The sequence below is a fragment of the Pseudomonas sp. GM79 genome (assembly GCF_000282495.1).
GTDB lineage: Bacteria > Pseudomonadota > Gammaproteobacteria > Pseudomonadales > Pseudomonadaceae > Aquipseudomonas.
In genome coordinates this window covers 19,455-33,618 of record NZ_AKJE01000039.1, presented here as the reverse complement: position 1 = coordinate 33,618, position 14,164 = coordinate 19,455, and the positions used below count along the sequence as shown (strand labels likewise).

Here is a 14,164-nt window from a genome sequence, read left to right as displayed (position 1 = left end):
TGGTCAAGGATTTCGGGGCGATGAGCAGAAGGAGTGGTTTTCAGGGCGAAGGGGATCTGGCGGGGATATGCACCAAAGTGGTGTCGACTGTCAGATGTTTAACCCGATCTGTGGCAAAGAGCTTTTGTGGAGAGGGGACAACCCTAATGCCAGTTAGTTTGCGCAATTCATGTGGGAGCGGGCTTGCTCGCGAAGGCGTTGTACCAAACAACATTAATGCCGACTGACACGCCCTCTTCGCGAGCAAGCCCGCTCCCACAAGGTCAGTGCCAGGCGGAGCGCCTTGTCGCACCAGTGCTCTGCTAGAATCGGCGGCATTGACTTCATGAGGTACCCCGATGAGCGAGCCGATTCGTCTGACCCAATACAGCCATGGCGCAGGCTGTGGCTGCAAGATTTCGCCCCAGGTGCTGGAGGTGATTCTGGCCGGCAGCGGCGCACAAAACCTGGACCCGAAACTCTGGGTCGGCAACGCCTCGCGCGATGACGCGGCGGTGTATGCCATCGACGAAGAACGCGGCGTGGTCTCGACTACCGACTTCTTTATGCCGATCGTCGACGATCCCTTCGACTTCGGCCGTATCGCCGCCACCAATGCCATCAGCGATATCTACGCCATGGGTGGCGATCCGTTGATGGCGATTGCGATCCTCGGCTGGCCGGTCAATGTGTTGGCGCCGGAGATTGCCCGGGAAGTGATTCGTGGCGGGCGTTCGGTCTGCGACGAGGCGGGGATTCCACTGGCTGGCGGCCATTCCATCGACGCGCCAGAGCCGATCTTCGGCCTGGCCGTGACCGGACTGGTGGAAAAACGCCACATGAAGCGCAATGACACCGCCACCGCCGGTTGCTTGCTGTACCTCACCAAACCCTTGGGCATCGGCATCCTCACCACGGCCGAGAAGAAGGGCAAGTTGCGCCATGCCGACATCGGCCTGGCCCGCGACTGGATGTGCACCCTGAACAAACCCGGCAGCCGTTTCGGCAAACTCGACGGTGTAACCGCGATGACTGACGTCACCGGTTTCGGCCTGCTCGGGCACTTGGTGGAAATGGCCGACGGCAGCAACGTGACGGCACGCATCGAATATGACCGTGTGCCGCGCTTGCCGGGTGTCGAGTATTACCTCGATCAGGGCTGCGTGCCGGGCGGCACGCTGCGCAATTTCGACAGCTATGCCAGCAAACTGGGGCGGCTTCAGGAAATGCACAAGCGCGTGCTCTGCGATCCGCAGACCAGCGGCGGCCTGCTGATTGCGGTCACGCCTGAGGGCAATGAACAGTTTCTGATGGTAGCAGCCGAACTCGGTCTGGCCCTTGAGCCGATCGGCGAACTGGTTGAGCGACAGACTAACGCGGTAGAGGTGATTTGATGTCTATCGACTTCACCGATTACCGCGACATCTTCCTCAACGACCGGCCGATGATGGATACCCGCGCGCCGGTCGAATTCCTCAAGGGCTCATTCCCCGGGGTGGTCAACCTGCCGCTGATGAATGACCTCGAGCGGCAACGGATCGGCACTTGCTACAAGCAGCAAGGTCAGCAAGCAGCCATCACGCTGGGACATCAATTGGTGGCCGGTGAGATCAAGGCCGAGCGCATCCAGGCCTGGGCCGATTTTGCCCGGGCGCATCCAGATGGGTATTTGTATTGTTTTCGCGGCGGTTTGCGTTCGCAGATTGTTCAGCAATGGCTCAAGGACGAAGCAGGTATCGACTATCCGCGGGTCGGTGGCGGCTACAAGGCCATGCGCACCTTCTTGCTCGACACGCTCGATCAGGCCATTGCCCAGTGCGATTTCGTTTTGCTGGGCGGTATGACCGGCACCGGCAAGACCGAGGTACTCACGCAATTGAGCAACGGGCTGGACCTTGAAGGCCACGCCCATCATCGCGGCTCCAGCTTCGGCAAACGCGCCACCGGCCAACCCTCCAACATCGACTTTGAAAACCGCCTGGCCGTGGATGTGCTGAAGAAGCGTGCCCGTGGTATAGAACAGTTCGTGCTGGAAGACGAGAGCCGCATGGTCGGCAGTTGCGCCTTGCCGTTGCCGCTGTATCAGGGCATGCAGCAATTTCCGATGGTTTGGCTGGAAGACAGCCTGGAAGGGCGTGTCGAACGGATCCTGCGTGATTACGTGGTGGACTTGTGCGCCGAGTTCATCGAAGTGTATGGCGATGAAGGCTTCGCGCTGTTTTCCGAGCGTTTGCTGGCGAGCCTGAACAATGTCCAGAAAAGGCTGGGCGGCGAACGTCATCAGCGGATGTTGACCTTGATGGAAGACGCGCTGGCAGAACAGGCGAACAGCGGCGCGGTGGATATGCACCGGGGGTGGATCGAAGGGTTGCTGCGCGAGTATTACGACCCGATGTATGCGTTTCAGCGGGAGAAAAAGGGGACGCGGATCGAGTTTGTCGGGGAGCGGGGGGCGGTGCTTGAATACCTGCGGGAGCGGGGTAGTCAGCCAAGGTGATGTCGTTTGTTCAGGCCTCTTCGCGAGCAAGCCCGCTCCCACATTTGATCTTCAGTGAACTCTGGTTTTGTGTACCGCAGAGATCCAGTGTGGGAGCGGGCTTGCTCGCGAAGAGTCCCAGACAGGCCGCCCCGATCAACCGTCGCGACCGAGTGTAGGAAGCAGTCGACAACTTAAGTCGGACAGGTCTCCTGACCGTTATCCAGACCTTGCTTGTAGCTGTGGCTCTTCAGGCTGGCCTTGCCGTTGTGCCAGGTCAGTGTGAGCACGTACAGCGAGTCGTAGTCGCTGGATGCCCAATCATCGGTGATGTTCTGTTTCTCGCCGACGGCTTCCCCGGCGACCTTGTTGATCAGCTCGGGCAGGTAGCCGTGGGACCAGGCCGTATAAATGACCGAGTTGTGATACTTGTCGTGCAGCAGTTCATCCGCCAGGTCGCTGGTGTCGTTGGCCGAGAAGTTGATGTTCACCGGCAAACCGAGCTTGATCGCGCTGGGACTGATGGTCATCAGGGGGCGGATGTAACTGTAGGAGTTATCGAATTCGCCTTCCTCGACATTGCGTGTCGGGTTTGCGGCGAACACGTAGTTGGCCTTGCCGAATTTTTCCGGCAACAAGGTGGCCAGGTCGATGGCGCGATTCAACCCCTGACAATTGAGCTGACCCAGTCCGCCCGCGGGTTTTTCCGCGTGGCGCAAGAAGACCAGCGTCTGGGTGCCGTCCGCCGGTTGGGCGCGGCTTTCACTGGACTCAAGCGACAAAAACAACGCGCTGACCGCCAGCAGGGAGGGCAGGAAGATATAGGCGCGATGTTTGAAGCGGTGGGCGAATTTCAATGGATTCATCATCGAATAGGTCATCTTCAGCGTATTCGGTTAAGGCTGACAAACCTTGACACCGCGAGCTCCCAGCATCGGGTGTTTTCCATGTCGTTGACCCGGTCCGTTTCCTACAGGGCAATGCTCAGAGTCCTCTGAAGCCCTTTGGTTCGATCCGAACGAGGTGCCCGGCACTTTAGCGGCAACCTTTAATGGATTGGGGGAAAGGTTATCGACAGGATGTTGCGGATTTATGGACACGGCACACACCTTACTCCTTGTAGGAGCTGCCGAAGGCTGCGATCTGTTGATCTTTCTCTTCGGCGCCCCCCCTGAGGACGCCAAAAGATCGCAGCCTTCGGCAGCGCCTACATTATGATCTTCACTCCGTTTTTCCCGTGGATGCCCCTTATGACCGATTTGTCTGCATTCCCCATCACTCGAAAATGGCCGGCGCAATACCCGGAGTGGATCCAGCTCTATTCCTTGCCAACGCCCAATGGTGTCAAGGTTTCGATCATGCTCGAAGAGATCGGGCTGCCCTACGAGCCGCATCGTGTGGGCTTCGACACCAACGATCAGCTGTCCCCCGAATTTCTTTCACTGAACCCCAACAACAAGATCCCGGCGATCCTCGACCCCACGGTCCGGGGGACCAACCGCTGGCGCTGTTCGAGTCCGGGGCGATTCTGATTTACCTCGCCGACAAGAGCGGGCAACTGCTGGCGCAGGAATCGGCGGCGCGTTACGAGACCCTTCAGTGGCTGATGTTTCAGATGGGCGGTATCGGGCCGATGTTCGGCCAGCTCGGTTTTTTCAACAAATTCGCCGGCAAGGACTACGAAGACAAGCGCCCTCGCGATCGCTACGTCGACGAAAGCAAGCGCTTGCTCAGCGTTCTTGAGGGCCGTTTGCAAGGACGTGACTGGATCATGGGCGAGCGTTACACCATCGCCGACATCGCGACCTTTCCGTGGGTGCGCAACCTGATCGGCTTCTATGAGGCCGGCGACCTGGTCGGCATTCAGAATTTCCCCAACGTCACCCGCGTGCTGGAACGTTTCCTGGCACGGCCTGCGGTGATTCGCGGGCTGGAAATCCCCAAGCAAGCCCTTTGAACCCCCTCATCACCAAGGCAGGCAATGAGCTCATTCGATTTCAAGCAAGTAGATGTCTTCAGCCGCGTTGCGCTCAAGGGCAACCCGTTGGCGGTGGTGCTCGGTGCAGACCGGCTCAGCGATGAGCGCATGGCGGCGTTCGCGTCCTGGACCAACCTCAGTGAAACCACTTTCGTGCTCGAACCCCGGGACCCTCGGGCCGACTATCGAGTACGCATCTTCACCACGCTTCAGGAGTTGCCGTTCGCCGGTCACCCGACGCTCGGTACCTGTCATGCCTGGCTCGAGGCCGGAGGGGTGCCCAAGGGCGAGGAGATCATTCAGGAATGCGGCGTCGGCCTGGTGCGGGTGCGTCGACAGGGTGCGGAGCTGGCGTTTCTCGCACCACCGCTGCTCAGGTCCGGCCCGGTGGACGCCGAACTGGTCGAGCGCGTACGGCGGGGCCTCGGCTTGGCGCCGGGCGCGATTGTGCGGGCGCAATGGGTCGACAACGGTGCCGGCTGGCTGGCGGTAATGGTCGAGGATCGTCAGCAGGTACTGGACTTGCAGCCGGATCATTCGCAGATGCTGGGCCTCGCCGTGGGTGTCATCGCACCGTGGTGCGTCGAGCGCGATGGCGCTGAGGCGCAGTTCGAAGTGCGTGCGTTCATCTCCGGCGACGGCATGCCAGAAGACCCGGCCACCGGCAGCTTGAACGCCGGGATTGCCCAATGGTTGTTCAGCGAAGGGCTGGCGCCGGCGTCTTATGTCGTCAGCCAGGGCCTGACCATGGGCCGCGGCGGGCGGATTCAGGTCGAGCAGGTGGGGGATGAGATCTGGATTGGCGGCGCAGTGGTGACGTGTATTACAGGAATACTGGCGATTTAACCTGTGGGAGCGGGCTTGCTCGCGAAAGCGGTGGGGCAGTCGACATCAATATTGAATGATAGGCCGCCTTCGCGAGCAAGCCCGCTCCCACAGGGTTCTGTGCTGGATGCGGGGATTGTTGCCGCCACGGTAACGCAGTCTTGAGCGATCGAGGTTTGTGCCCCGCGCCTTGCAGGGCATAAGCTTCGCTCCCTATGACTTTTGTCTCATCCGCCGTTTTTCAGGAAGACCCATGCCCAGTCAGTTCCCCGAAGCACGTCCACGCCGTCTGCGCCGCAATGCGAGCCTGCGCAGCCTGTTCCAGGAAACCGAGTTCAGCTTGAATGATCTGGTGCTGCCGATTTTCGTCGAGGAAGAAATCGACGATTTCGTGCCGATCAAGAGCATGCCCGGGGTGATGCGCATTCCCGAGTCGAAGCTGGCCGGCGAGATCGAGCGTTACGCTCGGGCCGGGATCAAGTCGGTGATGACGTTTGGTGTGTCCCATCATCTGGACAGCAGTGGCAGCGATACCTGGAACGACAATGGTCTGGTATCGCGCATGTCACGCATCGCCAAGGACGCCGTGCCGGAAATGATCGTGATGTCCGACACCTGTTTCTGCGAGTACACCGACCACGGCCACTGCGGCGTGCTGCACCACCACGAAGTCGACAACGACCAGACCCTGATCAACCTCGGCAAACAAGCCGTAGCCGCTGCCCGCGCTGGCGCTGATGTGATCGCACCGTCGGCGGCCATGGACGGGCAGGTCCAGGCCATTCGCCGGGCGCTTGATGCAGCGGGTTTCAGCCAGACCGCGATCATGGCCTATTCGACCAAATTCGCCTCGGCGCTTTATGGTCCGTTCCGCGAGGCCGGCGGCAGTGCGCTGAAGGGCGACCGCAAAAGCTATCAGATGAACCCGATGAACCGCCGCGAAGCCGTGCGTGAATCGCTGATGGACGAGCAGGAAGGCGCCGACGCGCTGATGGTCAAACCGGCCGGCGCGTACCTGGACATCATCCGCGACATTCGCGAAGCATCGCGTTTGCCGCTGTCGGCGTATCAGGTGAGTGGCGAGTACGCGATGATCAAATTCGGCGCCCAGGCTGGGGCAATCGATGAAGACCGAGTGGTGCGTGAGAGCCTGGGGGCGATCAAACGCGCCGGGGCGGATTTGATCTTCACCTACTTCGCGATGGACCTGGCTCTGGCCGGGATCTAAAGACCACCACATAATCACTGTGGGAGCGGGCTTGCTCGCGAAGGCGGCGTGTCAGTCGATATTTATGGTGACTGACACGCCGCCTTCGCGAGCAAGCCCGCTCCCACATTTGATCTCCGCCGTTCTTGGGGTCAGCCGAAGAACTGCCGAATCCCGTGATCCCGGAAATAGCGCTCGATCACCTTCGGATCGGCGCTGTAGTCGGCAATCGCCACATAGGTATCCGGCCGCAGCAGGTAAAACCCGTTGCGCGCCAACCCCGCGGTTTCAAATGCCGGTCGCCAGTCGAACACCTGCAACGGCAGGTGATGCTCGGTGCACCAGGCAATCATTTCGTCGCTGGTGTCGCCATACACATGCACCTGCCAGGTCGGGTCCTTCAGCGATTCGAAATTGTCCCCTTCACCGTCGTGGGCCCAAGGCAGGCGATCACCGCCGTGAACATGGCCAGCAACACCTTCGCTCAACGGCATGCCGCGATAGTTGAGGGTGGTCTGCGACACCGTGCGAAACAGGAATTCCCGGGCCGCCTCAAACGAGATCATTTTCGGGATCAAAAAGGGTGCCACGCGAATACGCACCAAGTCGGCTATTGGCCCATCGGCCGTAACGAAACTGAAGACCCGGTCGGTGGTGGCCACCAGTCGCCGGGCAAAGGCGATGCGTTCGGTTTCATAACTGTCGAGTAGTTTGGTCGTGGCTCCACCGCTTAAGACCGTTGCGAGTTTCCAGGCCAGATTGATCGCATCGCCAATTCCGGTATTCATGCCCTGGCCACCCGCCGGGCTGTGGACATGGGCGGCGTCCCCCAACAGAAACGCGCGCCCGGTGCGAAAGTGATCCGCAACCCGGTGATGCACGCGGTAAGTCGAGAACCAGTTCACCTGATCGATCTTCAGCTTTAAATTCTCGATGGCCCGGCGGCTGACGTCTTCAAACTGGAGGGTTTCGGCACGGTCGGCGCGTTCGTCGCGAACCGTGCCGATCAGTCGGGCGCGACCTTCGTCGGACAAGGGAAAAACGGCGAGGAAGTCGGCTTCGTCGAGATCCACATGCAGTTCACCGTTGAATGTGGGGCCGCGAGCCTGCACATCCGCCACGTAGAAAATCTGCTGGTAAGTGCCACCCGGAAAACCGGTGTCCAGCGTCTTGCGCACAATCGACCGGGCACCGTCGCAGCCTGCGAGGTAACAGGCCTGGCAGGTTTCCTGCTGACCATCGGGCAAGCGCAGCCGGGCGGTGATGCCGTCGCCGGTTTCCTCGAAGCTTTGCAGTTCGGTATCGCGCTCCACTGTAATACCGAAGGCCTCCAGGCGTTCGATCAGCAGGCGTTCGTGCTCGTCTTGCGGATAGATTTCCAGAAACGCGTAGGGCGTCAGACCCTCGCCGATGGTGCTCAGCGGCAGGCGTGCGACGGGTTCGCCCTTGACCCAGAAATTCGCTGCGGCCACTTTATGGCCGTTTTGCACAACGGCGTCGCTGAGGTCGAGCTGGCTATACAGTTCAAGCGTTCGCGCCTGTACCGCCAGCGCACGTGAAGTGGTGCCGGGTGTCGACGTCTTGTCGATAATCCGTACCCGAATCCCCAGTTTGCTCAACCACAGCGCCAGTACCAGCCCGGTAGGGCCGGCGCCGATGATCAGTACGTCGCTACGGTTCATGAGCCTGTCCTCCACGGTGTGTGGATCAAGTATGGTTCAGCCCGAATGCACAGGCCTCCCGGCTGCCCAACGGAAAACCACGCGTGTAGCAGCTGTCGAGCTTGCGAGGCTGCGTTCGGCTGCGAAGCAGTCGTAAAACCAGAGACTGCGGTGCGTCAGGTAGACCGCGTCAATCGGATTCACGACTGCTTCGCAGCCGAACGCAGCCTCGCAAGCTCGACAGCTGCTACAGCGCTACAGCGCTACAGCTACGGGGGAACAGTCCGCGACTGCCACAGTCATAGCCTGCGCCATGCCATTGATCGTATGGTTAACCCGGCTCAACGGATTTTGATGGAGCACCATGCAAGCTAATCGATTGATCATGAGCGTCGCGGCACTGTTGGTCCTGGCCGGTTGCGGTACCCAGCGTACTCAGGAGCCGCCGGCCCGCAAGCCTGCCGAGGTCAAAGCCGAGATCATGCGTCTGCTCCCGGCCAAGACAGCCGACCGCCAGGGCTGGGCCACGGACATTTACGCGGCATTTGCCGCGCAAAAGATTTCACCGACCACGCAAAACCTGTGTTCGGTACTCGCGGTCACTGAGCAGGAATCGACGTTTCAGGCTGATCCGCGGGTGCCGGGCCTGGGCAAGATTGCCCGGGACGAAATCGACCGTCGCGCCGCCAAGGCTCACATCCCTGGCCTGCTGGTGAGCGGTGCCTTACAGGTCAGTTCACCCAATGGTAAAAGTTACAGCGACCGGCTGAATGCTGCGCGCAGTGAAAGAGAACTCAGCGCGATTTTCGATGATTTCATCGGCATGGTGCCAATGGGGCGGACGTTGTTCGATGGTTTCAACCCGGTGCACACCGGCGGGCCGATGCAAGTCAGCATCGATTTTGCGGAGCAGCAGGCGCGGGCTTATCCCTACCCGGTGGACGGCTCGATTCGCCGCGAAGTGTTTACGCGTCGCGGTGGCCTGTATTTCGGTATTGCCCACTTGCTCGGTTATCCAGTGAGCTACGAGCAGCCGCTGTATCGCTTCGCCGATTTCAACGCCGGTTGGTACGCCAGCCGCAATGCGGCGTTTCAGAACGCGGTAAGCCGCGCGACCGGCATCCCGCTGGCGCTGGATGGCGATCTGGTGCGTTATGGCTCGATCATGCCGGGTACCACGGAATTGGCGGTGCGTACCCTCGGCAAGCAATTGGACATGCGTAATCCGTCCATTCGGGATCAATTGGAGGAGGGTAAAAGTCTCGAATTCGAGGACACCAGGCTCTATCGACGCGTCTTCGCCCTGGCCGAACAGGCCGAAGGCCGGCCATTACCTCGGGCGGTATTGCCGGGAATCGTTCTGCAAAGCCCAAAAATCACCCGCAAACTCACCACGGCATGGTTCGCCAAGCGGGTCGATGAGCGTTATCAGCGCTGTATGAAGCGCGCGGGGATGTGAACGAGCCAGACTGAGAAACCCGGCTGGGGAGGCTAATGCCGGTCAGTTAAGACGCAGAACCTGTGGGAGCGGGCTTGCCCGCGAAGGCGGTGTTACAGACCACATTGATATCGACTGACACACCGCTTTCGCGAGCAAGCCCGTTCCCATAGGGATTGCGCTTACTGACTGGTATTGTTGATGAGGTATTCGAGCGCAATCTTCGGCAACTGCTACAAAGAGAGAGTCGCAGAGGAGATTTAGTCATGTACCAGCTCTACGGGCATCAGAATTCGGGTGCGGCCGCCATCGAAGCCGCGCTGGAACTGTGCGAGGTCGCTTATCGCTTCATCGATGTTTCTGCGTCCCCGGAGGCGTTTCAGGCGCTGGAGAAGCTCAACCCGCTCAAGCAGGTTCCCACCCTGCTGCTGCCCGATGGCGGCGTTCTCACCGAGAGTGCGGCCATTCTTATTCATCTGGGCCTCACGTTCCCGGAGTCGAACCTGTTGCCGGAAAACCCGATCAAGCGTGATCAGGTGATTCATGGCCTGGTGTATATCGTCAACAATTGCTACGCGGCCATTGGCATCATCGATTACCCCGAGCGCTGGCTGGCCAAGGTTGATGAGTCAGCCCGGCAAAACCTCATGGCCGGTGCCCGCCAGCGGCTGCATTGGAGTTGGGAGGTGTTTGCCGATCAGTTCGCCGGCAAGTTGTACCTGGGCGATGGAAAACCGGGTGCGCTGGATATTCTGGCGGCGGTGGTGACGCGGTGGGCGGGCACCCGGGAACACTTGCGTGTTGCGCGGCCCGGGTTCTTCGCCTGGCTCGAACGCTTCGACCGCCACCCGGCATTGGCGCCGGTCTTCACTCGGCATTGGCCGTAAGAACACCGCCAATCAAAATGTGGGAGCGGGCTTGCTCGCGAAAGCGGTGTATCAGTCACCATAACTATTGACTGACACACCGCTTTCGCGAGCAAGCCCGCTCCCACAAGGGGATTTGCGGTGTGCCGCAATCACTCGCCGCGAATGTACTGCTCCAACTGGCGAATCAGTTCAGCCTGTTCGGCAATGGCTTCCTTGACCAGGTCGCCGATGGACAGCAAGCCGATCAACTCGCCGTTTTCCACCACTGGCAAGTGCCGCAGGCGCTTTTCGGACATGATGCCCATGCAGGTTTCGACGGTTTGATGGGTGTCCACGGTGATGACCGGCGCCACCATGATGTCGCTGACCGGTGTGCCGACAGAGGAGCGCCCCTTGAGCACCAGTTTGCGCGCATAGTCACGCTCGCTGATGATGCCGACGACCTTTCCCTCTTTCAGCACCGGTAACGCGCCGACGTTTTTTGCAGCCATCACCATCAGCGCTTCCAGCACCATTTGATGCGGTGCAATAGAGTGGACTTGCTGATTCTGTTGGGCCTTTAACTTGAGCAGTTGGGCGACGGTTTTCATGGCGGTTTCTCGGGTGTTGTCGTTGTTCTTGAAGAATCGTAGAGACGCGCTCGCAGAGCAAGGCAGAAAGCGGCAGATACCGCGCAAAAAGCGTCATTCAGCGATTTTTCTTTGTAAAAGCCCGCACCTGATGCCGGTAAGTTGAGGCGCAGAACCTGTGGGAGCGGGCTTGCTCGCGAAAGCGGAGTGGCAGGCGACTTCCATGTTGACTGTGCCGCCGCCTTCGCGAGCAAGCCCGCTCCCACATTGGATTGCGCATCCACTTGGCAATGAGCCTATCACCGTCGATCACGCGTAGAATTACCCCTTGAATCAGATCGTTGAGGTTGCAGTGGTGGATTTACAGCAGGGCTTCGTCCTGACCCGGCATTGGCGCGATACCCCGGCCGGCACGGAAGTCGAGTTCTGGCTGGCGACCGATGCCGGTCCCCGGCGTGTCCGCCTGCCGCATCAACCGTCGGTAGCGTTCATTCCGGCAGCCCAGCGTGAGCAAGCCGAAGGGCTGCTGCACGGCGAAAAAAATGTCGAGCTGAAACCCTTGGCCCTTCTGGACTTCGAACACCGCCCGGTGCTCGGCCTGTATTGCCAGCAGCACGGTCAGTTGATGCGCCTTGAAACCGCGCTGCGCAAATCAGGCGTCGAGGTATTCGAAGCCGACGTCCGCCCGCCGGAACGCTACATGATGGAGCGTTTCATCACCGCCCCCGTTTTGTTCGGCGGCACACCCAGCGCGGAAGGTCTGCTGCTCGACGCGCAAATGAAACCCGACCCCGGCTACCGACCGAACCTGCGGCTGGTCTCGCTGGACATCGAAACCACCGCTCAGGGCGAGCTGTATTCCATTGCTTTGGAAGGCTGCGGCGAGCGGCAGGTGTACATGCTCGGGCCGCCCAATGGTGATGACCGTGGGGTGGATTTCCAGCTCGAATACTGCGATTCGCGAACCCTGCTGCTGAAAAAACTCAATGAATGGTTCGCCCGGCACGACCCCGACGCGATCATCGGCTGGAACGTCGTGCAGTTCGATCTGCGCGTACTGCACGAACATGCTCGGCGCTTGGCGGTGCCGCTGAAGCTGGGGCGTGGCGGCGAAGAAATGCAATGGCGCGAGCACGGCAGTCGCAATCATTACTTCGCCTCGGCTGCCGGCCGGTTGATCATCGACGGCATCGAGTCGCTGCGCTCAGCGACCTGGAGCTTCCCCTCGTTCAGCCTGGAAAACGTCGCACAAACCCTGCTGGGCGAGGGCAAGTCGATCGACAACCCGTACCAGCGCATGGACGAAATCAATCGCATGTTCGCCGAGGACAAACCGGCCCTGGCGAAATACAACCTCAAGGACTGCGAACTGGTGACGCGGATCTTCGCCAAGACCGAACTGCTGACCTTCCTGCTCGAGCGCGCCAGTGTCACCGGTTTGCCGGCGGACCGTAGCGGTGGCTCGGTGGCGGCTTTCACTCACCTGTATATGCCGTTGATGCACCGTCAGGGCTTCGTCGCGCCGAACCTTGGCGGCAAACCACCGCAGGCCAGCCCCGGCGGTTTTGTCATGGACTCGCAACCCGGGCTGTACGAATCGGTACTGGTGCTCGACTACAAAAGCCTCTATCCGTCGATCATCCGCACCTTCCTGATCGACCCGGTGGGCTTGATCGAAGGGCTCAAGCATCCCGACGACAGCGAGTCGGTGCCGGGCTTTCGCGGTGCACGTTTTTCAAGAACCCGGCATTGCCTGCCGGCCATTGTCGCCCGGGTCGCCGAAGGTCGCGAAACCGCCAAGCGCGAACACAACGCGCCGTTGTCCCAGGCGCTGAAGATCATCATGAATGCGTTCTATGGTGTGCTGGGCTCCAGCGGTTGCCGCTTCTTCGATACACGGCTGGCCTCGTCCATCACCTTGCGCGGGCACGAGATCATGTTGCGCACCCGCCAGTTGATCGAAGCCCAAGGCCACGCGGTGATCTACGGCGACACCGACTCCACCTTCGTCTGGCTGCGCCGCGCCCACGGTCAGGCAGAAGCCGCGCAGATCGGCCATGCGCTGGTGGATCACGTCAACCAGTGGTGGCGCGAGCATGTGAAACAGGAATACGGGCTGGAAAGTGCCCTGGAGCTGCAGTTCGAAACCCACTACAAACGCTTTCTGATGCCGACCATTCGCGGCGCCGAGGAGGGCAGCAAGAAGCGCTATGCCGGATTGGTCACCCGCGCCGACGGCACCGATGAAATGGTCTACAAGGGCCTGGAAACCGTGCGCACCGACTGGTCGCCGTTGGCCCGGCAATTCCAGCAGGAGTTGTACCTGCGCATCTTCAATCGCAAACCCTATCAGGACTATGTTCGTGACTATGTGCGCAAGACCTTGGCCGGCGAATTCGACGAACGCCTGATCTATCGCAAACGCCTGCGCCGTACCCTCGACGACTATCAACGTAACGTGCCGCCCCATGTGCGGGCCGCGCGAATCGCCGACGACTACAACGACCGGCAGGGACGACCGCGGCAATATCAGAATGGCGGCTGGATCAGTTATGTAATCACCGTCGCCGGCCCCGAGCCGCTGGAAATCCGCAGCGCGCCCATCGATTACGACCATTACGTCACTCGGCAGCTGCAACCGGTGGCGGATGCGATCCTGCCGTTCGTGGATGACGATTTCTCAACGCTGATTGGGGGGCAGCTGGGCCTGTTTTGAGTCCAGCAGCGACAACGTCCAGTCATCCGGTATGCCGTGAAAATACTGATCCAGCGCCTGATGGAACAGGCTGCCTTTTGGCGAAACCTGGGCGAACAGTGTCATCGATGAGTGAAATTTGAGGTTGTCGGGATGGCCGAAAATCTTGGCGATCGAGCTTTGAGGAATGTCCAGAACCAGTTGCGTGCACATGCGCAAGCGAGGCCCCAGTAATGGATGCTTCAGGTACGCCGTGGCTTCTTCACTGGAGCGAATGGCGAAGTAACGGGACATCTCGCTGTCGCCCAACCCGGAAAACTGCGGAAAGATAAACCACATCCAGTGTCGGCGCTTCTGGCCGGCGCGCAGCTCTTCCTGCACCCATTCGAACACAGGGTCTTGCGCCTGAACGAAGCGTGGCAAATTGAAAGCGTCGAGCTGATCGGTACTTCTCATGCCGATGCCCT

At 60.1% G+C, this 14,164-nt stretch carries 11 protein-coding genes and 1 pseudogene; 8 read left to right on the top strand and 4 right to left on the bottom strand.

Going from position 1 to position 14,164, the window contains the following annotated elements; translation table 11 throughout:
* Positions 1-338: 338 nt before the first annotated feature.
* A complete protein-coding gene (selD, locus tag PMI36_RS17560; RefSeq protein ID WP_008071166.1) occupies positions 339-1,373 on the top strand; it encodes a selenide, water dikinase SelD in 1,035 nt (344 codons plus the stop codon).
* On the top strand, positions 1,373-2,476 hold the full coding sequence (gene mnmH / locus PMI36_RS17565) for a tRNA 2-selenouridine(34) synthase MnmH (protein ID WP_008071165.1): 1,104 nt from the start codon (positions 1,373-1,375) through the stop codon (positions 2,474-2,476). Before selD ends, mnmH begins: the two co-directional genes overlap by 1 nt.
* Positions 2,477-2,649: 173 nt before the next feature.
* Here the strand turns inward: mnmH and PMI36_RS17570 are convergent, their stop codons facing one another.
* Positions 2,650-3,324 (bottom strand): hypothetical protein, encoded by a 675-nt coding sequence (locus PMI36_RS17570; protein ID WP_032830332.1) that lies wholly within the window; start codon positions 3,322-3,324, stop codon positions 2,650-2,652.
* A 381-nt stretch (positions 3,325-3,705) separates the two neighbouring features.
* Between PMI36_RS17570 and PMI36_RS0129505 the strand changes: the two are divergent.
* The 3 genes and pseudogenes from PMI36_RS0129505 to hemB all read left to right on the top strand — a co-directional run bounded on the left by PMI36_RS0129505 (position 3,706) and on the right by hemB (position 6,486).
* A pseudogene (locus tag PMI36_RS0129505) lies at positions 3,706-4,412 on the top strand (glutathione S-transferase family protein).
* Positions 4,413-4,436: 24 nt separating this feature from the next.
* Positions 4,437-5,279, top strand: a complete 843-nt coding sequence (locus PMI36_RS17575; RefSeq protein WP_008071158.1) for a PhzF family phenazine biosynthesis protein — start codon at positions 4,437-4,439, stop codon at positions 5,277-5,279.
* 232 nt (positions 5,280-5,511) lie between these two features.
* The gene (gene hemB, locus PMI36_RS17580) at positions 5,512-6,486 is read left to right on the top strand and encodes a porphobilinogen synthase (RefSeq protein ID WP_008071156.1); all 975 of its coding nucleotides are present in this window, start codon (positions 5,512-5,514) and stop codon (positions 6,484-6,486) included.
* 131 nt (positions 6,487-6,617) lie between these two features.
* On the opposite strand, the gene PMI36_RS17585 is transcribed toward hemB, so the two are convergent.
* Complete coding sequence (locus PMI36_RS17585) at positions 6,618-8,147, bottom strand: FAD-dependent oxidoreductase (RefSeq protein ID WP_008071155.1); 1,530 nt, start codon at positions 8,145-8,147, stop codon at positions 6,618-6,620.
* A gap of 343 nt (positions 8,148-8,490) precedes the next feature.
* Here PMI36_RS17585 and PMI36_RS17590 point away from each other — a divergent pair, with 343 nt between their 5' ends.
* Positions 8,491-9,585 (top strand): DUF1615 domain-containing protein, encoded by a 1,095-nt coding sequence (locus tag PMI36_RS17590; protein WP_008071153.1) that lies wholly within the window; start codon positions 8,491-8,493, stop codon positions 9,583-9,585.
* Between the two features lie 245 nt (positions 9,586-9,830).
* Entirely contained in the window at positions 9,831-10,451 is a 621-nt protein-coding gene (locus PMI36_RS17595; RefSeq protein ID WP_008071152.1) for a glutathione S-transferase N-terminal domain-containing protein, read from the top strand.
* A gap of 131 nt (positions 10,452-10,582) precedes the next feature.
* Here PMI36_RS17595 and PMI36_RS17600 read toward each other — a convergent pair whose 3' ends face one another.
* Positions 10,583-11,023, bottom strand: a complete 441-nt coding sequence (locus PMI36_RS17600; RefSeq protein WP_008071151.1) for a CBS domain-containing protein — start codon at positions 11,021-11,023, stop codon at positions 10,583-10,585.
* A gap of 334 nt (positions 11,024-11,357) precedes the next feature.
* Between PMI36_RS17600 and PMI36_RS17605 the strand changes: the two genes are divergently transcribed.
* Positions 11,358-13,718 (top strand): DNA polymerase II, encoded by a 2,361-nt coding sequence (locus PMI36_RS17605; protein WP_162130624.1) that lies wholly within the window; start codon positions 11,358-11,360, stop codon positions 13,716-13,718.
* Here the strand turns inward: PMI36_RS17605 and PMI36_RS17610 are convergent.
* Positions 13,683-14,153, bottom strand: a complete 471-nt coding sequence (locus PMI36_RS17610) for a DUF1810 domain-containing protein (RefSeq protein WP_008071147.1) — start codon at positions 14,151-14,153, stop codon at positions 13,683-13,685. The genes PMI36_RS17605 and PMI36_RS17610 overlap by 36 nt on opposite strands.
* Between the last annotated feature and the right edge of the window lie 11 nt (positions 14,154-14,164).

Coding starts and splice junctions, on each gene's coding strand:
- PMI36_RS17590 (WP_008071153.1), top strand. CDS start 8,491: ATGCAAGCTAATCGATTGATCATGAGCGTCGCGGCACTGTTGGTCCTG.
- PMI36_RS17585 (WP_008071155.1), bottom strand. CDS start 8,147: ATGAACCGTAGCGACGTACTGATCATCGGCGCCGGCCCTACCGGGCTG.
- PMI36_RS17595 (WP_008071152.1), top strand. CDS start 9,831: ATGTACCAGCTCTACGGGCATCAGAATTCGGGTGCGGCCGCCATCGAA.
- mnmH (WP_008071165.1), top strand. CDS start 1,373: ATGTCTATCGACTTCACCGATTACCGCGACATCTTCCTCAACGACCGG.
- PMI36_RS17600 (WP_008071151.1), bottom strand. CDS start 11,023: ATGAAAACCGTCGCCCAACTGCTCAAGTTAAAGGCCCAACAGAATCAG.
- selD (WP_008071166.1), top strand. CDS start 339: ATGAGCGAGCCGATTCGTCTGACCCAATACAGCCATGGCGCAGGCTGT.
- PMI36_RS17575 (WP_008071158.1), top strand. CDS start 4,437: ATGAGCTCATTCGATTTCAAGCAAGTAGATGTCTTCAGCCGCGTTGCG.
- PMI36_RS17610 (WP_008071147.1), bottom strand. CDS start 14,153: ATGAGAAGTACCGATCAGCTCGACGCTTTCAATTTGCCACGCTTCGTT.
- PMI36_RS17570 (WP_032830332.1), bottom strand. CDS start 3,324: ATGATGAATCCATTGAAATTCGCCCACCGCTTCAAACATCGCGCCTAT.
- hemB (WP_008071156.1), top strand. CDS start 5,512: ATGCCCAGTCAGTTCCCCGAAGCACGTCCACGCCGTCTGCGCCGCAAT.